The following is a 22327-nucleotide window of genomic DNA, read 5'->3' as shown; positions in this document are numbered from 1 at the left end:
CGAACGCTAAATGTGGAAAACGCATGTGCTCAAAGGGAATACTGTCAGATCGCCTCAGGCCAGCGCTCCATTCACAACAGACCAGGCTAGTTTCATGATCGCTGGAATTGAAGACAACGGGGCGGCCGGCAGGGTCACCGAACTCTGGCGCTATCCCGTCAGCTCGATCGGAGGCGAGCGCCTCGAGATTGCTGAAATTGACCAATACGGGGTGACGGGTGATCGTCTCTACGGTCTGTTCGATGCAGATAGCGGCCAAGTGGCGGCTCCAGAAAAAGAGACCCGCTGGCGTCCTGCTCTTTTTCTTTCGGCGCGCATCGGCAGCAGCGGACAGGTAGATCTCCGCTTCCCAGAAGTGGATTGGATCAGCATCTCGGACATCAGTGTCACCGAGAGACTGACAGAGCATTTCGGTTTCGAGGTTGGCATCGGCCGTTACGGCGATCATTCTGCAGGATCAGAGCCAAAAGTTTCGCCGCGATATGTTGCAAGCCCGCTCCATATTGTCACGACTGCTTCGATCAGAACACTTGAACAGATGACGGGGGAAATCTCGGTGGATCCCCGGCGGTTCCGTCCAAACATCCTCATAGAGACTTTCGGCGAAGCCTTCCCCGAGAAGAAATGGCTCGGACATAAGCTACAAATCGGCAGCGTCTGTTCACGTGTCATCGAAGAGACAAAGCGCTGCGGCATGACACTGATCGCCCAACCGGGCATTGAGGAACGGCCCGAGGTTCTCCGCGGCATTCTTCGCCACAACCGACGCAATCTCGGTGTCTACGGCGACATCGAGATGCCCGGCGTGGTTCGAATTGGTGATCGAGTCTATTTTACGAGTTGAAGCCTGTTTTTGGCTGTCACGTCATCAACGATGGCTTTCGAAACGATTGCACTGATTTCTTCAGCGCTGGTGATGCCTTGAACGAAAGGGAGTTTATGCAGCAGGAACGAAATGGCCGCACAATAGAGCTTGTTCGACAGGTTGTGCTGGAAGACCGGCCTGAATGCTGCGTCGAGTTCTATTCCTCCAGTCTGAACCGCCACATCTGGCGAGCCCTCGTCGAAGACGGCCTGGGCTTCTACGGTTTGCGCCTTCCGAACGACGCCCTGCTCCTGAAGTGACGGAAAGGGGATGTCGTCAGCCGACATCGAATGCTGCCCTGTCGCATCGATGAATGCCGCATAAGCAAGGGTCTTGCCTTCTACCGCGACAGCCGCGCCCCGCTCAACACTATCCGTATCGATCCGGTAATCATTGCCTAACGCCATGACATCCAGCTTGCCTGCTCGATGCAGAGCCAGCAGACGTTTGATTGATTCATGCGGAACGGTCGCATAGTCGTCGACGAAAACCGTCTTGAAATGCTTGTGGAAGCGTTTGAGGTCCTCGTCGTCCAACTGTGGTATGACCCGGGCAATAACCTCATGCATCCTCAAGATCGCATAGCGCCATCGGACAGTATAGTGGGTCGCCTTGTTCTGCTCGGCCTCTGCCAGGTTACGCGCCGCCCAGATGAATGGACCTGAGTGTTCGCGCGCTGCAAAATATGCAGGGGCCAGCGTCTCAACGGTCAGCGCAGACAGACCGATCGACGCCGCATAGTCAGGGTCGCTGGCGGCGAGTTCCTGCCTGAACAGTTCGAACACGTCGTCCAGTAGGTCATGCCGGCCGGTCGCCAACAGACCGTCGATGGCTTCGGTCGTGCAGAAGATGGGCGCAATGTAGGGGATCTCGCAGTAGAAATCGGCTTCCGGAAGAATGCCCTTGCGCGACATCATCGTCACATGAAAGTCGTCGCTATCTGGCTTCGGCTGGTACTCGATCTGTCCGGTGGCATCGTGATAAAATGCGCCGTTGGCCGTCGCCACAGTGATCAAGGCGTCGATGCCACTGAGAGACGTGCCCAAAATCCCGACCGAACGGTTCGTGATTCGCTTCAACTCGGGCGCCGGCCAAGGCGAGATGTAATAACCAGGCTTCTCCTCGATGTTTTGCGGCCAGTCATGTCCGGTCGCCATGACGACGTGGTCAAAGCCAAACGTCGAGCTTGTGTCATCGGGACGCTGAACGGAGATCTGGATATCGTCCTGGCGCAACGCAATGTCGGTAACCCGGTGTCGCGCCTTGATGTTGATGACGTGTCCGCGTGACTGCCCTAGTCGGACCAACTGCAGAAACTGAGACTGAAGATATTCGCCGAGAACGACCCGAGGATAGAACTCCCGCTCCTGAATGGCGGTGCGCTCGATCCCAAGCCGCTGCAGTTCCGTGTCGCTTTGGCGACGCAGCCATTCAACGAGGGTTTCGCAAATCGGCGGAAGCTCGATGCTCGCGATGTTCGAGAGCATTGCCCGATCATTGATGTCTGGATGGTATGGCGTGCCTTTGCCGGGATCCGATTCCGCCTCGAAAATTGTGATCGCCAACGGGACTTTTGACGCCACCACCCCCTTCAAAGTGTAAATTCCCGTGGGGCCAGTGCCGATGATGGCGACCTTTGTGTCCATTCGGATAGAGATCCTTGAGAAAATTGGCCTCGGTTGATCCGAGCGCCACCGATGCGGGTCGCAGATAACGAATGGCGAACCCGTTTGATCCAGTCGCAGCGTCTCTGTCGCCAATCGTACACAGCCGGCGATCGCCGGGTCGCAGACGGAACGATTAGTGGTTACGCGGGTTAGGCTCTCACGGATCTGTGAATAAGGATCCGAACGGAGGAAATCCCAAATGAAAAAGATCATCTTCGCCGCGGCGCTGATCGGCGCGTCCGCGCTACCGGCGCTGGCCCAGACAACGGCTCCACCACCGACTGCCGACGGCATTACTCCCGCGGTGGCGACGCCCGATACAAAAAATCCGACTGCACCCGCCGAAGGAGCCAATAGCTTCACGGAGAGCCAGGCCAAGGATCGGATCGAGAAGGCCGGTTTTACCGGGGTCAAGGATTTAAAGAAGGATGACAAGGGCATCTGGATGGCATCCAGCATGAAGGACGGCAAGCCCGTCATGATTGCCCTCGACTACCAGGGCAGCGTCGTCGCCAAATAATGTCTCACCCTTCAAGGAGTATACGACTCTGAAAACCGTTACAGGACTATTCGACGATTACACCGACGCCAGCGCAGCAGTCAGTGCGCTTGAATCTGCGGGTGTCCCGTCGATAGACATCAGCCTCGTCTCGAACAATGCCGACAAACGTCACGGCGAGCAATCCAATGCAGGTGAAGACGCCGGTAAGGGTGCTGGCATCGGCGCTGTCGTCGGTGGTGCTGGCGGCCTTCTGACCGGCCTTGGGCTGATGGCCATTCCAGGTGTTGGTCCTGTTGTTGCAGCCGGCTGGCTGGCGGCAACTGCCGCTGGTGCTGTCGCCGGGGCCGTCGCAGGGGGCGCCGCTGGCGGCCTGATCAGTGCCATGACCAACTCGGGTGTTTCTGAAGACGATGCCCACGTCTACGCCGAAGGTATTCGCCGTGGCGGAACCCTCGTCACCGCTAAAGTCGATGACACGCTGGCAGCGGAAGCCGAAGCTATCCTCAAGCGTTCGAGCTGGGTTGACCCTGCCGAACGACGCGTCGCTTACAACGAACAGGGTTGGACCAGGTTCGACGACACGCTGGATCCCTACGCTCCCGAACAGGTTGAACAGGAACGCGATCGCTATCGCCGCCCTGGCCTCTAAGCTACCTGCCCGTGCGTCCTGCTCAGGACGCGCGTCTCCTTGCCCACCTACCGCGGCCACCGGACGCTGGCCATTTGGAGGAAACCTCACCATGGCCAAAGACATCAAGAAGCTCGACGAGCTGTTTCACGACACGCTGAAGGACGTCTATTTCGCGGAAGGTAAGATCGTCGACACCCTCTCGAAAATGGAAACGGCAGCCAAGAGCAAGGAGCTCAAGGCCGCCTTCGTCAAGCATCTGGCTGAGACCAAAGTGCATGTCGAGCGGTTGGAGGAAGTGTTCAAAATCATCGGCGCCAAGCCCGAGAAAAAGACCTGCGACGCTATCCTCGGGATTACTGATGAGGGCGACGAGATTATGAAGGAGTATGAGGGCTCTCCTGCCCTCGACGCCGGTCTTCTTGCTGCAGCCCAGGCCGTCGAGCACTACGAAATGTCTCGATACGGTACTCTTAGGACTTGGGCAATTGAGCTCGGTTTGAGGGATGCAGTAACGCTGCTTCAGACAACCCTCGATGAAGAGCAGGCAACCGATATTGCTCTTACATCCATTGCGACGTCGGTCGTAAACCAGAAGGCCGAGTAAGTTTGCAGGATGTTTCACTGATTACGCGTCCGCTCAGACAAGGAATATATTCAATCGTATCTGCTCATCCAGAGCATGGAAAATCTCCAGCCTGAGCAAATAGAAAATCCGCCGCAAACGCGCGGCGGGTTTATGATAAGTCAATCAAGGTCCGGACTTGCCGACGGCACTCTTCACTGTGTCCTTGATGTGGCCTATTGCCTACCGGGCATCACCCTTAGCTTCCTGGACCGCACCCTTTGCCTGCGTCTCGTGGCTACCGGTCGCTTTGCCGACGCTCTGCTTTGCCTTACCGGCGAGTGCGTTGGCTTTGCCGGACACCTTGTCCGCTGTGCTACCCATGATGAATACTCTCATGCGAAGCGGGATCGCTTGGTCGTGTATCCGACAGATGCGGGAGCCTTCCGGCTTCACTGAAGCCGAATCGGAAAATCGAGTTTTGATGTCCTGCAAACGATTTTTTCCGCAAGTATCTTATTTTCTTGAAACTTTTGCGGGTCCACATTCGTGTGCGTGCCACGCGAAAACGGATTGAGTATTTCTTTTCACTCGCTCGATTTTTCTTTGAAACCTTTTGTCGTTCTGGACCTTACCAACCGCAATCACCTGCAGTTTTCAGGTCCGTCAAAGGAGCCGACATGACCCAATCCGCACCCGTCCGATATTCACCAGAACTCGAAAGCGTCAAGCCAGACGAGCACGAGACCGTTTCGGGCCTCAACGAGCAGTTCGATATCATCCTCGAGAAAACCGCCGAAGATTATGGCCATGCGGTGCGATCGGTCCACGCAAAGGCGCACGGGATCATTGAGGGAAAGCTGACGATCAAGAGCCGCTTGCCGCCGGAATTGGCGCAAGGCCTGTTTGCCAAGCCGGGCGAACATCCGGTCTATATGCGGCTTTCCACCAATGCCGGTGACATTCTTCCTGATGCCATCGCCCTTCCCCGCGGTCTCGCGTTGAAGGTCGTCGGCGTCGACGGTCCTCGGCTGCCGGATGCAGATGGTCACAACCAAGACTTCGTGATGGTCAATGGTCCCGTCTTCCAGGCACCCAATCCGGAGAAGTTTCTGTCCAGCCTCAAGCTGCTGGCAAAAACGACGGACAGGATGGAAGGAACCAAGACCGTGATGTCGAGCGTGCTTCAGACGGTCAACAAGGGCCTTGAAGCTGTCGGCGTCGCCAGTCCGACCGTGCAATCGCTTGGTGGCGCGCCGAATGTCGATCCGCTCGGAGAGACCTATTTCAGCGTCACCCCGTTTCGATACGGGGATTATGTCGCGAAATTTCGACTGAAGCCGGTGTCTTCCGATCTCACCAAGCGCACCGGAACGGAGATCGATGCCAGCGTTCGGGCGGATGCGATCCGCGAAACCGTCCAGGCCGAGATGCAGGAAACGGTTGGCGCGTGGGAATTCCAGGTCCAGCTCTGTCGTGACATCGAGGCCCAGCCGATCGAGGACCCGACGGTCGAGTGGAAGGAAGACGAGGCACCTTTCGTCACCGTTGCGACGGTGACTGCCGGGCCGCAGGATAGCTGGAGCGATGCCAAGGTTCAGAAGGTCGACGAGGAGATGCGGTTCAGCGTCTGGACCGGGCTTACGGATCACCAGCCGCTCGGCAGCATCAACCGCGCCCGCAAGGACACCTATCTACACTCCGCGCAATTCCGGGCGAAGTTCAACGGCTGTCCGTTCCACGAGCCGCGCCAGTAGTGGCATAGGCCGACCGACGGGTTCTGCTCGCTTGAGCGGAGCCCGCCACCCACCATCCTCCCGACTGGAATACACCGATGGCAGACACGATCCCCAATCCGGAATCCGAGGGCCCCTCCGGCGGCTGGGGCTCGGTCAAATCGATTGCGCGCATCTACGGCGATACCAGGCCACCTGCGGCCGTGGTGGAAACGCTGGCACGGCAAAACAAGCCCGGCGGCTTCATGTGCGTCGCCTGCGCGTGGCCGAAACCGGTAAACTATCACCCCTTCGAGTTCTGCGAGAACGGGGCAAAGGCAACACTTTCCGATTTGACCAGCGCCCGGTGCACACCCGATTTCTTCCACGATCATTCTGTCGAGGAACTCCGGACATGGAAGGATTACGATCTCGAGCAGACCGGGCGGCTGACCCACCCCTTGCGCTATGATGCCGGAACCGATCGATATGTCGAGGTCACCTGGGAAGAGGCCTTCGAAAAGATCGGCGTTACGTTGAAGGTGCTGCCGCGAGAGAGCGTGGTCTTCTATTCATCCGGACATGCCGGGCTCGAAGCGTCCTACCTCTACGCGCTACTCGCGCGGGTCTACGGCAACAACAACCTGCCGCAAAGCTCCAACATGTGCCACGAGACGACCTCGGTCGGCCTTAACAAGGTCATCGGTTCACCTGTCGGCACGATCGTCTGGGACGACCTGGAAAAGGCCGATGCCTTCTTCTTCTTTGGTCAGAACCCCGGCTCGAATAGCCCACGCTTCCTCCATCCGCTCCAGGAGGCCAAGAAGCGCGGTGCGCGGATCGTCACCTTCAATCCGGTCGTCGAGCAAGGGCTTGTCTCATTCGTCAATCCGCAGAGCCCGGTCGACATGCTGACGGGTCACGAGACGCAGATCTCCGACGAATATCTTCAGGTGCAAGCCGGCGGCGACATCGCTGGCATCCTCGGCCTCTGTAAGGTCGTCGTCGAAGCTGACGACAAGGCGGTCGCCGCGGGCGCCGCGCGCGTCATCGACGTTGACTTCATTAATGAGCACACGACTGGCTTAGAGACATTCATCTCGCTGGTCCGGCAGACTAGCTGGGCAGAGATCGAACGCGAGAGCGGTCTGACTGAGCCTGCCATCCGCCGCGCCGGTGAGATCTATATCGCGTCGGAACGGGTCATCGGCGTCTATGGCATGGGCCTGACGCAACATAGCCAGGGCGCGCTTAATGTCGCCATGGTGGTGAATCTTTTGCTTCTGCGCGGCAATATCGGCCGGGAGGGTGCCGGCTGCTGTCCGGTCAGAGGGCACTCGAATGTCCAGGGTCAGCGGACAGTTGGAATAGCCGAGAAGACGAAGCTCATCCCGATGGACAAGCTGAAGCAACTGTTCGACTTCGACCCGCCGATGAAGGACGGAACGACGATCGTGGATGCGGTGAAGGGCTTGATGGCCGGCGAGATCAAGGCATTCATTTCGCTCGGCGGCAATCTTGTTCGTGCTGTTCCGGAGCAGAAGGAAATGGAGCGGGCCTGGGCAGCACAGGAACTGACGGTGGTCGTCTCCACGAAGCTCAACCGCAGCCACCTCTTTCCGGCGAAGAATGCCTATATCCTCCCTTGCCTGTCCCGGACTGAGGACGACACCCAGGCAACGGGAAGTCAAGCCGTCTCCACTGAGGACAGCTTTTCCCATATTTCGGGGTCGATTGGGAAACGCACGCCCGCATCCAAACATCTCAAAAGCGAGCTGGCGATCGTGACCGGGATCGCCAAAGCCACCCTTGAGCACAACCCGAAGCTGAAATGGGATGAATGGGAGGGTGACTACAGTCTGGTGCGCCAACTGATCGAGTTCACCTACCCCAAGGATTTCAAACACTATAACGACCGTCTGTTCCAGCCGGGCGGCTTCTACCGCGGCAACGATGCCCATGAGCGCTTGTGGAATACCGAAGAGAAGAAGGCGGTCTTCACCACGCCGAAGCAACTGAACGCCTTGTCGTTCGCGGACGCCGACGGTCGGTTCCGGCTGATCACCATGCGCTCCAACGACCAGTTCAACACGACGATCTACGGCTATTCGGATCGCTTCCGCGGCATCGAGGGAACACGGGATGTCGTGCTGATGAGCAAGTCCGACATCGACGCTAACGGCTTGGTCGAAGGGCAGGTGGTGAAGCTGGTCAGCGATTTCGGCGATGGGTTGCGCCGAGAGCTTGGCGGTTTGACCGTCAGGGCGCACAACCTGCCGAACGGGACGATTTGTGCCTATTATCCCGAAGCCAATGTGCTGAACGCCATCGACCACCACGACGAGCTGTCCAAAACGCCGGCTTCGAAAGCCATTCCAGTTCGGATCGAAGTCTGAAAATCACGCAAGTAGCGAAGCCAATTGCGAGTTAGAATCGTGGTGTCCGAACCAGGGATTGGCTCTGGAAATGTAGATGAACTTTCTGCTCACAGATGCGCTCAACTGCCTCCCGCCCGCGGCAAAACTTGCCGATCAGCAGCCATAATATTTAGAAAACAGTCACATTTCCTAGCATCGACGAACCGTCGCCCTCCTCGATACCGGCGAGTGTGCCCGATAATGATTTCTCCAATCGCCTGAGCTCCCGGCAAGGAGGCTATCTGCGTCTTGAGGATTATGGCGCGATCGGCGAAGGACGATCAGTGGCTCTATCGGGTGCGGATGGTTCGCTCGACTGGTGGTGCGCTCCCAATATGGATTCGGCACCACTGTTCGATCGCCTGCTCGATCTGCGGGACGGCGGCTACTTCGTCATTCAGCCTGATCGGCCTTTCACGGTCACCCGGCATTATCGACATTCGAGCAATGTCCTTGAGACGGTCTTCACGACGAACCGTAATGAGGCGGTCCTGACAGAGTCGATGAACAGCGGGACCGCGGGACGCCTCCCCTGGTCGGAGCTGGCACGCCGGATCGAGGGGCGAACGGGTACTGTGCGCCTCGTGTTCGAGATGGTATTGAGCCGTCGCGGAAATACGGTCAGCTCGTACTCTTCCTTGATCGGCAACAAGTCGGTCTTCCACATCGGTAATGTCCTGGGCCTACTTCTTCATAGGGTCGGTACGGGCTGCACATACTCGGACGAAGGCACCCAAGGGACGTTCTCCGTCGCGGCGGGTGAGCGAGAGGTGCTCGCACTCGTTGCGGGGCAGGATGAGCCACTCGTTGTTCCAATGATCGAAGAAATCGACAATCGCATCGACATTTCCGACGCGGAATGGCGGACCTGGGCGCGCAGCAGCGATTATGACGGACCGGACCGAAATGCGTTCGTGCGCAGCGCCCTTGTCTTGGAATTGCTGCTCTACTCGCCTTCTGGCGCTATCGCCGCGGCTGCGACAACGTCACCGCCCGAAAAGATCGGTGGCCGAAAAAATTACGACTACCGCTACGCCTGGCCCCGCGTCGCCGGCTATCTGATCGAGCTCTATAAGTCGCTGAAGAACGATCTGCCCGCGTTCAACGGTGATCCGAGCTGGACCCTGCCGATGCCGGCCCGCTACGTCGTCGGCCAGGATGGCGCGATCCTCTATGCCGAGGTAAACCCGACTGTACCCGCCGTCCGGAACCGGAAGACATGCTGCCCGCACTTCGTGCCGCAGCGACCCGAACCGCCGCCTGATCGTCCGCTCACCGAAGCATCTGGAGACAAGGCCCTGCTTCCCGCCGAAGCGGGCCGAAAGGCAAACTCATCTGGTGGCGCTTCCGTAGGGCGCCACTGTTGGCACTCTAGGGTCTTGAACGGATACGCACTTACGAACGGCCATTTCTAAGCCACGAAATACCCAGCGTTCTTGAGGAATTGAGGTCTTCCAAAGGTGTCACCGCTGTTTCGCGAGCTTGATTGCGTCCCGCTGAAGAATATTCCCCTTGCAAAGGAACCCTTAGCGTAATTGCGCGTTACGGCGCCTGATAAAGTCTTAACTAGAGCGAATGGCGTTGTGAATGTTGCAGGCTAGCCCGGGCTACGGGAAGATTTTCCGTATTCCAGCGTTAGGCGGCTCTGAGGCCTTATGTCGCTCGCCACGTCCTGACCTTTCAATCCGCGCCCGAAACCCTCTCGCACAACGCTTTTGGGGTCGACCTTGTCCGTCGATCGCCAACGTGAAAGGCCGTCATTGCATACTGCTGACGCAACGCTTACGCGTCCAGTGGTCAAATCATTCGCCCATCATCCGAGATATTCATGACGACTTTTCCCGCACCCACACCGACCCGGCGAACCATCGGCCTAGACCCTTGGGTCGCCTTCAGTCTTCTCGGAGCCTTGGCATTCTTTGTCATCAGCGCAGCCATCGCCTGGTACAATGTCCAGACACTGCGTTCCAATAACGAGCGTGTCGTCCACAGCCATGAGGTAATAGTTGCACTCTCCGACCTCCTGTCGAACATTCAGGATGCGGAAACAGGCCAGCGTGGCTTTCTGCTGACGAACAGCGACCGCTATCTCGAGCCGTACAACACGGCAATCAACGCTATCCCGAGACGGCTCGAGACGATCGCCGGCATGATCAGCGACAACGCGTCCCAGCAGCAACGCCTCGCCAACCTCAAATCTCGGGTCGAGGGAAAACTGTCCGAGCTCCGTGAGACGATCGAGCTGCGGCGAAGCCAAAGTGCCGAGGCGGCACTTGCCGTCGTCAATTCCGATCGCGGCAAGGTCGAGATGGATGCTATTCGGTCGCAGCTGGCCGCAATGCGGCAGGAAGAGACGAGGCTGCGCACGCAGCGCCTTGCGGAAATGGACAGCGCTTACACGACCGCATTCGCCACCAGTATCCTTGCTGGTCTATTGGGTATCCTGCTGACCGTCGCGATCGGGGTGCTGATGCGTCAGGCGACACTTTCAAGGCGGCGCCAGGATTGGCTTCAGTCGGGAGAAGTGGGATTGAACGCCGCGGTTACCGGTGATCGACGCACAGAAGAGCTCGGCGACAGCATCCTGCAATTCCTCGCTCGTTACACCGGCGCCGTCGCCGGAGCGATTTTCGTCAAGGATGAGGACGACTTTCTACGCGCCGCGACCTACGGAGTGCCGGAAGGTGCCAATGTGCCGGAACGCTTTAAGGCGAAGGAAGGTCTGCTTGGACAGGCGGTGACCGGCGCGAAACCTATCCTGATCGAGGGCGTGCCAGACGGGTATCTGGCTTTTGGCTCAGCGCTTGGACGCGACAAGCCACGCCATTTGATGATCTCCCCTGGAAGCGTCGATGGTGCGGTGAATTCCGTCATCGAACTCGGTTTCCTGCGTCCCGTCGACAGCTCTGTTCTAAGCCTCCTCGATCAGGCGTCAGCCTCGATCGCAACTGCCGTTCGTTCAGCGAAATATCGTAGTGACCTCCAGAACTTTCTCCGCGAGACTCAACGGCAGGCCGAGGAGCTTCAAGTCCAGGGCGAAGAATTGCGCGTTTCCAACGAGGAGCTCGAAGAGCAAGGACGGGCGCTCAAGGAATCGCAGGCACGTCTCGAGCAGCAGCAGGTCGAGCTCGAACAGACGAACTCCCAGCTGGAAGAGCAGGCCCAGCAGCTCGAGGGCCAGCGCGACGACCTTGAGAAGGTCAACGCATCTGTGCAGCTGAAGGCCCGCGAACTCGAACAGGCAAGCCAGTACAAGTCGGACTTCCTTGCCAACATGTCGCACGAGTTGCGCACACCGCTCAACTCTTCCCTCATCCTGGCCAAGCTTCTTGCGGATAACTCAGACGAGAATCTCACGGCCGAGCAGGTCAAATACGCACAAACGATCCAGTCTTCCGGCAATGACCTTCTCAATCTGATCAACGACATTCTCGATCTCTCGAAGATCGAAGCAGGCCATGTCGATATCCGGCCAGAGCCGGTCGCTCTCGACCGATTGGTGAGCGGTCTCAGGCAGCTCTTCGATCCCGTCTCGAAGTCGAGAGGCCTTGGCTTTGACGTCGATATCGCGCCCGAGGCGCCTGCCGTCATCGAGACAGATCCACAACGTCTCGAGCAGGTGCTCAAAAATCTTCTTTCGAATGCCTTCAAGTTTACCGAGAAGGGCCAGGTTACGCTGACGCTTCGTAGTGCCGCGGATGGTCAACTGGCTCTGGCGGTAACCGATACCGGCATTGGCATCGCGGAGGATCAGCAGCGCAGCATCTTCGAAGCATTCCATCAGGCCGATGGTACGATCAGCCGCCGCTTTGGCGGAACGGGCCTTGGCCTGTCGATCTCGAAGGAGCTCATTCGCCTCCTCGGCGGTGCAATCCACCTGACCAGTCGGCACAACCACGGCAGCACGTTCACAGTTGTCGTCCCCGTCTCGTACGATCCGTCGCGCGTCGTTTCCCGTGACATTCGTACCGTGGACCCGGTGGCGATCCCGCGGCCCGTTGTCGAAGAGGTGCGGGCGCTTCAGCCCGAACATCGTCGGATCGTCGAAGACGATCGCTCGGCTCCAGCTGACGGCAAGCGCACGTTGCTGGTCATCGAGGACGATGAAACGTTTTCTGCTATCCTTCGTGACCTTGCGCGCGAAATGGGTTTTCGAGCGCTCGTTGCAGGAACGGCTCATGACGCATTGGAGCTTGCCAAGCAGCATATGCCGAGCGCGATCGTGCTCGATATCGGATTGCCCGATCAATCTGGCCTGTCGGTGCTCGATCGCATGAAGACCGACGTCCGCACGCGCCATATCCCGATCCACATCGTGTCGGCCGACGACTACGCGGAGACTGCGCTTTCACTGGGCGCTGTGGGCTATATGATGAAGCCGGTACAGCGTGAACAACTTGTCGAGGTACTTCACAAGCTGGAAGCGACTCTCTCGCAGGGTGTCCGTCGCGTTCTGATCGTCGAGGACAACGAGGTCCAGCGGGAAGCTGTCATGAAACTGCTTACCTCACATGACGTCGAAACGGTCAGTGCCGGCACGGCGGCTGAATGCCTGATGCTTCTCAAAGAGCAGACATTCGACTGTATGGTCCTCGACCTCACCCTTCCCGACGCGTCCGGCTACTCGCTTCTGGAGACCATCAGCGGCGACGACAGCCATTCCTTCCCGCCGGTAATCATATATACGGGCCGGGTTCTGTCGGCGGACGAGGAGCAGCGTCTGCGGCGCTATTCGAAGTCCATCATCATCAAGGGCGCCAAGTCGCCTGAACGACTGCTCGACGAAGTGTCGCTGTTCCTGCATCAGGTGGTCTCGGACCTACCGGATGAGCAACAGAAGATGATCCGCAAGGCGCGCAACCGGGATGCGTTGCTGGAGGATCGCCGGATCCTGATTGTCGAAGACGACGTTCGCAACGTCTACGCGCTGACCAATATCCTCGAACCTCGCGGAGCCGTCATCGATATCGCCCGCAACGGCCAGGAAGCGCTTGACAAGCTCGGCCAAAGCCAAGGCGATGCAACGAAAGCGATCGACCTCGTGCTGATGGACGTTATGATGCCCGTCATGGATGGACTTACCGCAACACGCACGATCCGGAAAAACCCCGACTGGAAGAAACTGCCGATCATCACGCTGACGGCCAAGGCCATGCCCGACGACCAGCAGCGCTGCATCGAAGCCGGGGCCAACGATTATATGGCCAAGCCCCTCGACGTCGAAAAACTGTTGTCGCTCGTACGTGTTTGGATGCCCCGGTGATCGAAACATTCGAGAAAGTCGAGGACATCGAGATCCGGCTTCTGCTGGAGGCGCTCTACGTCCGCTATCACTACGATTTCCGCAACTACGCCATGGGGTCGATCAAACGGCGTCTGCGGCAAGCTCGCGAGCAGATGGGATTTGCCACCATCTCCGCACTGCAGGAGAAGGTTCTGCACGACGAGACTATGCTGCCCAGGCTGCTCGGCTATCTCACGGTCCAGGTGAGCGAGATGTTTCGCGATCCCAGCTATTTTCGCGCAATCCGCGAAAAAGTCGTTCCGCACTTGAAGACCTACTCGTCGCTGAAGATCTGGATCGCCGGCTGCAGTTGTGGCGAGGAAGTTTATTCAATGGCGATCCTGTTTCGCGAGGAAGGGCTGGAGGATCGAACGATTTTCTACGCTACCGACATCAACCAGGATGCATTGCAGGCCGCCGAAGCCGGCGTCTACGACCTCGACCGGGTCCAGTTGTTTACAGACAATCATCGGAAGTCCGGAGGCAAATCGTCGCTTTCCGATTACTACAACACCGGCTACGGCCGGGTTTCATTCGACCGGTCACTGCGCGAGCGTGTGGTTTTTTCCGACCACAGCTTGGTAACTGACGCGGTCTTTGGTGAGATGCACCTGATCTCCTGCCGCAACGTGATGATCTATTTCGATCGGCCCCTGCAAGACCGCGCCGTCGGACTGTTCAAGGACTCTCTGGCTCGCAAGGCCTTTCTGGGTATCGGCGCGAAGGAAAGCCTTCGCTTTTCCGCGCACGCAGATGCGTTCAAGGAATTCGTCCGCGAGGAGAAAATCTATCAAAGGGTCGGCCTGTGACCGCTGCCAGACCACAGGCGATCGTGATAGGAGCTTCCGCCGGGGCATTGGAGGCGCTCTCCGTTATCCTGCCGTCGTTGCCGGCTGACTTTCACGCACCGATCATCGTCGTTGTCCATATCCCGCCGGACAAGCGGAGCGTGCTTGCTGAACTGTTCCAGGCCAAATGCCGGATCCAGGTGATCGAGGTGGAGGATAAGGAGCCGCTCCAGCCGGCAACCGCCTATTTCGCGCCGCCGGACTATCATCTGCTTGTCGAAAGCACCGGGAGCCTAGGGCTGACCTCCGAGGAGCCGGTTCTGTATTCCCGGCCTTCGATCGACGTCCTGTTCGAGAGCGCGGCCGACATTTATGGTTCGGATGTCACAGCCATCTTGCTGACTGGCGCCAACCAGGATGGCGCCAAGGGTGTGTCAGCCATCGCCCAAGCGGGCGGACAGGTGATCGTACAGGATCCCGAGACTGCTTTTGCGGCCGCAATGCCCGAAGCGGGTTTGAAGCGTTGCCCCGATGCCAAGGTTTTGTCGCTTGATGGCATAGCCGAATATCTAAGGAGGATCGGCTGAAATGAGCCAGGTATCGTTTCTTTTGGTCGACGATCTCGAGGAAAATCTCATCTCTCTCGAAGCCCTGCTGCGCCGAGAAGGGTTAAACCTTTTGAAGGCACGCTCGGGCGATCACGCACTGGAACTGCTTCTGGAGCACGACGTCGCCCTTGCACTGATCGACGTCCAGATGCCAGGCCTGAACGGGTTCGAGCTCGCCGAGCTGATGCGCGGCAACGAACGCACGCGACGCGTCCCGATCATCTTTGTGACAGCCGGCAATACCAGCGACAGCCGTTGGCGCTTTCAGGGATACGAAGCAGGTGCCGTCGATTTCATTCAGAAACCGATCGAGCCGGACGTCTTGCGCAGCAAGGCGGAAGTGTTTTTCGAGCTTTACCGCCAACGTCAGCAGATTGCCGCACAACGCGATCAACTGCAGATCCATGCTCAAGCACTGAAGGACGCAGATCGCCGTAAAGACGAATTCCTGGCGACGCTCGCCCACGAACTGCGCACGCCCCTGGCGCCTTTGCGCAATGGCCTCGATCTCCTTCAGCGCAACCCGCATGGGGAGAAAGCTGGCGACATCCGCAATATGATGGATCGGCAACTGGTTCATCTCGTGCGGCTGATCGATGACTTGCTCGATGTCTCGCGCGTCAGTCAGGGTAAGATCGAGCTGAGAAAGGAACCCGTGCGGATCGATGAAATCGTTAGATCGGCAACCGAAGCCAGCCGCCCGCTCATAGACGGCGCAGGGCACCGGCTGACGATCGACATGACGGAAACTTCGCTCTGGGTCGACGGTGACGAGATCCGCTTGTCGCAAGCGGTGTCGAACCTCCTGAACAACGCCGCGAAATACACGCCAGCGGGTGGGCAGATCACACTTGGCGTGCGCGTTGACGCCAACCGCGCTGTCATATCCGTGACCGACACGGGTGTCGGCATACCCGACAATATGCAGGCAAGCGTCTTTCAGCTCTTCACTCAGATCGACGATCACCTGCAACGTTCACAAGGCGGTCTCGGTATCGGTCTCGCCCTTGTCCGGCAGCTTGTCGAAATGCATGGCGGGTCTGTGGACGCTTTCAGTGCCGGGCCTGGGGCCGGCAGTCGGTTCACGATCAAGCTTCCCCTTGTGCCCGCACCGGCGCGGACGCATGGTCCGGACCAATCGGTCGTGCCCGCTCCTTCCTTCCGGCCGCTCAAAGTTCTGGTCGTCGATGACAACCCCATCATCGCTGATACCCTCGGAATGATGCTGGAGGATATCGGCCACGAATTCGAGGCTGTTCATGATGGGCGTGAGGCGCTAGACGCCGCCAGGCATTACCATCCAGATGTCATTCTCCTCGATATCGGTCTGCCCGGCATGAATGGCTACGAGGTCTGCAAGGCGTTTCGCGGCGAAGCTGAATTCCAGGATACGCCGATCATTGCCCAGACCGGCTGGGGTCAGGATCGAGACAAAGAGCTGGCGACCGAGGCAGGCTTCAGCTTTCATCTGACAAAACCAATCCCGCTAGAACAGCTGCAAAAGGTATTCTCGACGCTTTCGACCTAATCCACCGGCGAGCGCGATATTTCGGGAGTTCCAGGTCTTGAGCGGATGTGAACTCTCACCACCTCATGTGGCGTCGTGCTTAACTCGAATGCAGATAGTTGGGTTTTTAAAGTGGTGGACAGCTTGTGCCCCGAAAGGAAACCAAGCGCCTTCGCGAAATCATCTTTGGCCCGAGGTCAAGGTGGCCCTGCGAAGTCTCAATCTTGGGCTGGTAGCATTTAAGCAGGATTAACCTTGAGTGCTTCGGACCTATAAGCAGGGCACGCGCATGACGAATTTTTTCCTAACTCAGCCGGCCATGCATATCAGCGTATATAGAGGGGGGTAGCAGTCAGTGACCGAGACGCGCAGACAGATGACTGATCGACCGAACTTGTCGATCATCGGCGCGTGAGCCTCTGAGACTGCTTTAGAAGTTTAGTGGGTCTGTGACCTCTCCAATAGCGTCATCGTCATGCATAAGTCTCCGACCGAGCAGCCGCGACATCAGCGAGAATCGAGAGGGCAAGTGACGTCGAGTCCCTCGTTGGGCCAAACAATCCAATCGGTGCCTTGATCCGATCAAAAGCTTCTGCAGGCATGCCAATCGATTTAAGGCGATCAATGCGTCGACAGTGCGTCCGCGTGCTTCCAAGAGCGCCGATATAGAAGGCCGGAGATGAAAGTGCCCTCCTCAACAGATCTTCCTCAAGATTAAGGTCGTGATGCAGCAATACCACCGCCGTAAATGCGTCGATAACGGTCGACTGCGATAAGGAGCGCGAGCCCACAAGTGTCACGGCATAACCTGACGCTTCCGCCAGGCGGCGGACAGCCTCCGCTTCCCCTGTTTGGCCGGAGATCACAACGCGAGTGACGGGCCGATAAACACAGACAAAATCCTTGTCGCGCCACCCAGATCGAACGGGGACCTGGTCTAAGCGCACAACGCTCTCCGTCTCCGGCCTGTAACTCAAGGCCAACGACTTACGGCCCGCCAAATCACCCAAAGCATCCTTCAGCACATCGGTATCGCGCAAGACATGAATAGCGATCGTGATGCCGCCGCCACAGGGTAGCGCGATATCGAAGAACGGCGAACCTTCGCCGAATTTGACGATGCGATCACGATGTCCAACAATCGCCTCTAGAGCCTCTGTTGCTACGGCCGATTCAACGCAGCCGCCTGAGACATAGCCGCAATACCGGCCGTCGGATGCAACGGCGACATGGGCTCCAAGAGCACGCGCAGCCCCGCCTCGTATCTCGACCAGTGTTGCAAGAGCCGATCCACCATTCTGCGCAGCCTCGATAGCAAAACCGAGAATATCAGCTTGATTGTCGACGGAACTGGCCCGGACGGGGCTCGGCGTCAAGGTTATCAGGGTGTCGTCCAAGTCTTGTCCTCTTATGCAGAGCGGTGTCCATATGCGGCCACCGCCTGTGATCAGGCAACGTTCGGCAATTCACCGATCAGCTTATCGAGCGTGATCGGGTAATTTCGAACACGGATGCCGGTTGCGTTGTAGGTTGCGTTGGCGATGGCGGCGGAGACACCGCATAAGCCGAGTTCGCCCACTCCCTTTGCCTTCATTGGTGACGAGTATGGGTCAATTTCGTCCATGAAGATGACCTCCTGGTGCGGAATATCCGCATGGACGGGCACCTCATAGCCGGCGAGATCGTGATTGACGAAGAAACCATGCCGTGTATCGACCGCAAGCTCTTCAAACAGGGCACCACCGGCGCCCATGGTCATCGCACCTATGACCTGGCTGCGGGCGGTGATCGGATTGAGGATGCGGCCTGCCGCACAGACCGCCAGCATGCGGCGAATGCGGGTTTCACCCGTGGCGACATCAACGCCGACCTCGACGAAATGTCCGCCAAAGGTAGACTGCTGGTGGGTCTTGGTCAGGTCGCCCCACTCGATTGTATCTTCGCCGACAAGGCCTTCTTCACCTGCGGCTTCGTCCAGTCGAACAACCCGGTTGCCGGACTTGACCTCACCATTCTCAAACTTGACATCAGCCGAATTGAACCCAAGCTTGCTGGCGATTGCCTCGCGAAGCTTGACGCAGGCGGCGTAAACGCCGGAGGTTGCAGAATTGGCACCGAACTGACCGCCGGATCCTGCCGACACCGGAAATCTGGAGTCACCAAGCTGGACAGCGACCTTATCGACACCAACTCCCATCATCTCGGCGGCTGTTTGAGCGATGATTGTGTAGCTGCCTGTCCCGATATCCGTCATGTCGGTCTCGACGGTGACGATACCATCCTGATCAAGCTTGACCCGCGCACCGGACGGCATGACAAGGTTGTTGCGGAACGCAGCGGCGACACCCATGCCAATCATCCAGTTTCCCTCGCGCCGTGTCGCAGGATTTGTCCGCTGGTCCCAACCGAACTTTTCGGCACCACGTCTCAGACAGCCTATCAGATCGCGATGAGAGAACGGACGATCCGGATTTTCCGGATCAACCTGGGTATCGTTCTTGATGCGAAACTCGACCGGATCCATTCCGAGCTTTTCCGCCATCTCATCGACAGCGATTTCGAGCGCCATCAATCCGGGAGCCTCGCCTGGCGCACGCATGGCATTGCCTTCCGGCAGATCAAGTGTTGCTAGCTTCATGGCGGTCATCCGGTTTTCACCGGCATAGAGCAGACGCGTCTGCATCACCGCCGTCTCCGGCCCGCCACCTGGCAGATCGCCAGACCAGCTTTCGTGCGCGATGGCGGTGATCTTTCCGTCGCGTTCGGCACCAATGCGGATACGCTGAATCGTCGCCGGACGGTGGGTGGTGTTGTTCGAGATCATCGGACGCGGAAGCGCGACCTTGACTGGCCGTCCGACGGCCTTGGCAGCAAATGCTGCCAGAACCGGATCGGCTCGAAGAAACAGTTTGCCGCCGAAGCCGCCGCCGATGAATGGCGACATCAGGTGCACTTTTTCCTTGTCCATGCCCAGTGTGATGGCAAAGTCGGAACGCCACCAGTCGATCATCTGGCTGGACGTCCAAACCGTGACCTCGTCGCCGTTCCAAGCGGCGATCGAGGCATGCGGCTCCATCATCGCATGCGACTGATCCGGGGTTGTGTATTCGGCATCGAGCGTGACCGCAGCGGCGGAGAAGGCCTTATGGAAATCGCCGGCCGAACTGTCCGGCTCGCTCGAAGGATCCGGGGTCTTGGCATTGGCCATCTCGACTCTGAGATCGAACGCACCCTTTTCGGGCGCATAGTCAACCATGATCAGTGCGGCCGCAGCACGCGCCTGCTCAAATGTCTCTGCCACCACGACGGCGACTGCCTGATGGTAGTGCTGGATCTCACTTCCGCCGAAAAGCTTGGCGGTGTTTAGCTTGCCCTTTTGCAGATCGCCCACATCGAGCGTGGTGACAACGCCGAGAATGCCGGGCGCCTTCTTCGCGGCAGCACTATCAATCGATGTGACCTGGCCTTTCGCGATCGCGGAGCCGACCGGATAACCGTACGCATAGCGCAGGTTGGGATCGTGCCACTCATAGGCGTACATGGCGCGACCCGTGGTCTTCAACTCGCCGTCGATCCTGTGAATGGGCTTGCCAATAACCTTGAGCTGATCGATCGGATTGGTCGTTGCTGGATTTTCGAACTGCATGACTTATCCTTTCGCCTCTGACAGAACGGCGGCAAGTGTGCGCTCGGTGAGGCTGATCTTGAACTTGTTCTCTTCGGTGGGGCGGGCATCGGCCAGCAACGCTGAAGCCATGGCGCGAGCGCCGTTGGGTAGCTCGGCCTCCGCAGCTTCGATACGCCACGGCTTGTGCGCGACGCCGCCGACAGCGACCTTGCCGCTACCATCGGAATGAATGACAGCTGCAACAGATACCAGCGCGAACGCATAGGAAGCACGGTCACGGACTTTGCGGTAGATTTGCTTGCCGCCTATGGGCGAAGGCAGGACGACGTTAGTGATGAACTCGCCGTGCTCCAGCGCCGTCTCGATATGCGGGGTATCGCCTGGCAGGCGGTGGAAGTCTGCCATCGGAATGGAACGCTTCTCTCCGTTGGGCTTGACGGTCTCCACGACCGCGTCCAGTGCCCGCATCGCCACGGCCATGTCGCTCGGGTGGGTGGCAAGACAAGCTTCGCTCACACCGACCACACCAAGATGGCGGGTAACTCCGCCAATGGCAGAACAGCCGCTGCCTGGGTTCCGCTTGTTGCAGGGCTGGTTTGGATCGTAGAAGTAGGGACAGCGCGTACGCTGAAGCAGATTGCCAGCCGTCGTCGCCTTGTTGCGCAGCTGCCCGGATGCGCCTGCCACAAGCGCGCGGGATAGGAGCCCATAGTCGCGGCGGACGGTCACATCCGCTGCAAGATCGGTATTACGTACCAGCGCGCCGATACGCAAGCCGCCATCTTGCGTTCTCTCGATCGTGTCGAGGTCAATGCCATTTACATCGATGAGATGAGACGGCTTCTCGATCTCAAGCTTCATCAGATCAAGGAGATTTGTACCGCCGGCGATGAACTTTGCATCAGCATTTTGCGCCGCCGCCACTGCCGCCGCCTCGACCGACGAGGCTCGCTCATAGGTAAACGCTCTCATGCCGGCACTCCCGCAACTTCATGGATTGCATCGAGAATGTTAGCGTATGCACCGCATCGACAGATGTTGCCGCTCATGCGCTCGCGTATCTCGGGCGACGTGATGGCTACTTTTTCGGTAAGGTTTCCGGTGACGTGGCTCGGGATGTTTGCCTTGATCTCCTCGAGTACCGCCAGGGAGGAACAGATCTGTCCCGGTGTACAGTAGCCGCACTGAAATCCATCGTGCTTGACGAATGCGGCCTGCATCGGGTGCAGATTGCCGGGCCGGCCGAGGCCTTCGATGGTTGTGATCTTGTCGCCCTCATGCATGACAGCGAGTGACAGACAGGAATTGATGCGGCGACCGTCTACGATTACCGTACAGGCGCCACACTGGCCGTGATCACAGCCCTTCTTCGTTCCTGTCAAATGGAGGTGCTCACGCAAGGCGTCGAGCAATGTAGTTCGGTTATCCAATGTCAGGCTCTGGGATTCCCCATTGACCTCAAAGGCGACGTTTGTTGTTTCTTGCAAGGTTTTTCCCCTCGTGTCTTCCGCACGGACACCCGTCGCGGCTCCAGCGACCGCTACTGTTGCGGCTGACGACACAAGCAGTTCTCGTCGGGAAAGTTCCAATTGGATTGGTGATGGCATCTCAACCTCCAGGCTAATGGCTCCGGCACGTGAAGGCGGAAAACCTCAACGTCGCTTTTCAAATAGGGCCGCGGCTAAGCGGGATTACCCCTTCAAATCCGCATGCACCTATTAGCGCAGCGCATGAATGCGATTAGGTCTTGCAGCCCAAGCAATTAAAGCTGTGGGGCGCAACTTGTTCCACAGTCGAAGGCGCAGCTGTCATAACTGGAACCTGAAAAGCGGTGGTGATGTCGGCGGTATGTAGCTGCGGCCATACGTTCAGCGCTGGATACGTTCGCCGAGCAACAGCAATCTCTTAATGAGCACTCGAACCAATCCGACCCGTCGACCAGCTGCCAGACCGAGGCAATTCGCTGCAAGACTCGGCAGCCGTTAACGCTGAATTGGTCGTTCGCGACTCCTTGGTACGCTCTACCGTCTGACTTCATCACCGCAATAACAGCGGACATCACCTGAGCCGCTGAATAAACCCAAGAAAACCTGTTGACATTCCAATGGTTCGCTGTTGGTATACCAACGGAATTCAAAGATCCGATATTACTA

General features: G+C 58.1%; 17 protein-coding genes. 11 read left to right on the top strand and 6 right to left on the bottom strand.

Features of this window, described 5'->3' with window-relative positions:
- The first annotated feature begins 94 nt into the window (after positions 1-94).
- The gene (locus FHP24_RS17860; RefSeq protein ID WP_180356040.1) at positions 95-844 is read left to right on the top strand and encodes an MOSC domain-containing protein; all 750 of its coding nucleotides are present in this window, start codon (positions 95-97) and stop codon (positions 842-844) included.
- Here the strand turns inward: FHP24_RS17860 and FHP24_RS17855 are convergent.
- The gene (locus FHP24_RS17855; RefSeq protein ID WP_139677563.1) at positions 829-2511 is read right to left on the bottom strand and encodes an FAD/NAD(P)-binding protein; all 1683 of its coding nucleotides are present in this window, start codon (positions 2509-2511) and stop codon (positions 829-831) included. The two genes, FHP24_RS17860 and FHP24_RS17855, sit on opposite strands and share 16 nt — an antisense overlap.
- Positions 2512-2731: 220 nt before the next feature.
- Here FHP24_RS17855 and FHP24_RS17850 point away from each other — a divergent pair, with 220 nt between their 5' ends.
- From FHP24_RS17850 to FHP24_RS17840, 3 genes are all read left to right on the top strand, one after another.
- Positions 2732-3052, top strand: a complete 321-nt coding sequence (locus FHP24_RS17850; protein ID WP_139677562.1) for a PepSY domain-containing protein — start codon at positions 2732-2734, stop codon at positions 3050-3052.
- 28 nt (positions 3053-3080) lie between these two features.
- Positions 3081-3683, top strand: coding sequence for a hypothetical protein (locus FHP24_RS17845; RefSeq protein ID WP_139677615.1), 603 nt, complete (start codon positions 3081-3083; stop codon positions 3681-3683).
- Positions 3684-3774: 91 nt separating this feature from the next.
- Complete coding sequence (locus FHP24_RS17840; RefSeq protein ID WP_139677561.1) at positions 3775-4269, top strand: YciE/YciF ferroxidase family protein; 495 nt, start codon at positions 3775-3777, stop codon at positions 4267-4269.
- 201 nt (positions 4270-4470) lie between these two features.
- Here the strand turns inward: FHP24_RS17840 and FHP24_RS17835 are convergent, their stop codons facing one another.
- Positions 4471-4611, bottom strand: a complete 141-nt coding sequence (locus tag FHP24_RS17835; RefSeq protein ID WP_139677560.1) for a CsbD family protein — start codon at positions 4609-4611, stop codon at positions 4471-4473.
- Positions 4612-4907: 296 nt separating this feature from the next.
- On the opposite strand from FHP24_RS17835, the gene FHP24_RS17830 reads away from it, so the two are divergent.
- The 7 genes from FHP24_RS17830 (at position 4908) to FHP24_RS17800 (ending at position 16567) form a co-directional block, all read left to right on the top strand.
- Entirely contained in the window at positions 4908-5984 is a 1077-nt protein-coding gene (locus tag FHP24_RS17830; protein ID WP_139677559.1) for a catalase family protein, read from the top strand.
- Between the two features lie 77 nt (positions 5985-6061).
- A complete protein-coding gene (locus FHP24_RS17825) occupies positions 6062-8338 on the top strand; it encodes an FdhF/YdeP family oxidoreductase (protein ID WP_139677558.1) in 2277 nt (758 codons plus the stop codon).
- A gap of 212 nt (positions 8339-8550) precedes the next feature.
- Positions 8551-9774, top strand: a complete 1224-nt coding sequence (locus FHP24_RS29340; RefSeq protein ID WP_394344633.1) for a trehalase-like domain-containing protein — start codon at positions 8551-8553, stop codon at positions 9772-9774.
- Positions 9775-10187: 413 nt separating this feature from the next.
- Positions 10188-13622 (top strand): response regulator, encoded by a 3435-nt coding sequence (locus FHP24_RS17815; protein WP_139677557.1) that lies wholly within the window; start codon positions 10188-10190, stop codon positions 13620-13622.
- Entirely contained in the window at positions 13619-14452 is an 834-nt protein-coding gene (locus FHP24_RS17810) for a CheR family methyltransferase (RefSeq protein WP_246091799.1), read from the top strand. The genes FHP24_RS17815 and FHP24_RS17810 overlap by 4 nt, the downstream gene beginning before the upstream one ends.
- Positions 14449-15018 carry a chemotaxis protein CheB gene (locus FHP24_RS17805; RefSeq protein WP_139677555.1) on the top strand — a complete coding sequence of 190 codons (570 nt, stop codon included), beginning with the start codon at positions 14449-14451 and terminating at the stop codon, positions 15016-15018. The genes FHP24_RS17810 and FHP24_RS17805 overlap by 4 nt, the downstream gene beginning before the upstream one ends.
- 1 nt (position 15019) lies before the next feature.
- Positions 15020-16567 (top strand): response regulator, encoded by a 1548-nt coding sequence (locus FHP24_RS17800; protein WP_139677554.1) that lies wholly within the window; start codon positions 15020-15022, stop codon positions 16565-16567.
- 452 nt (positions 16568-17019) lie between these two features.
- Here the strand turns inward: FHP24_RS17800 and FHP24_RS17795 are convergent, their stop codons facing one another.
- From FHP24_RS17795 to paoA, 4 genes are read right to left on the bottom strand one after another with little or no spacing between them, the layout of a single operon-like run.
- Positions 17020-17943 carry an XdhC family protein gene (locus tag FHP24_RS17795; RefSeq protein ID WP_139677553.1) on the bottom strand — a complete coding sequence of 308 codons (924 nt, stop codon included), beginning with the start codon at positions 17941-17943 and terminating at the stop codon, positions 17020-17022.
- A 50-nt stretch (positions 17944-17993) separates the two neighbouring features.
- A complete protein-coding gene (paoC, locus tag FHP24_RS17790; protein WP_139677552.1) occupies positions 17994-20192 on the bottom strand; it encodes an aldehyde oxidoreductase molybdenum-binding subunit PaoC in 2199 nt (732 codons plus the stop codon).
- A 3-nt stretch (positions 20193-20195) separates the two neighbouring features.
- On the bottom strand, positions 20196-21146 hold the full coding sequence (locus FHP24_RS17785) for an FAD binding domain-containing protein (protein WP_139677551.1): 951 nt from the start codon (positions 21144-21146) through the stop codon (positions 20196-20198).
- Positions 21143-21793, bottom strand: a complete 651-nt coding sequence (gene paoA / locus FHP24_RS17780) for an aldehyde dehydrogenase iron-sulfur subunit PaoA (RefSeq protein WP_180356045.1) — start codon at positions 21791-21793, stop codon at positions 21143-21145. The genes FHP24_RS17785 and paoA overlap by 4 nt, the downstream gene beginning before the upstream one ends.
- Positions 21794-22327: the final 534 nt, after the last annotated feature.

This window comes from Aliirhizobium smilacinae (assembly GCF_006335145.1).
In the GTDB taxonomy this organism is placed as follows: Bacteria; Pseudomonadota; Alphaproteobacteria; order Rhizobiales; family Rhizobiaceae; genus Neorhizobium; species Neorhizobium smilacinae.
The sequence above is the reverse complement of the archived record's forward strand: the minus strand, read 5'-3'. Positions and strand labels throughout refer to the sequence as shown.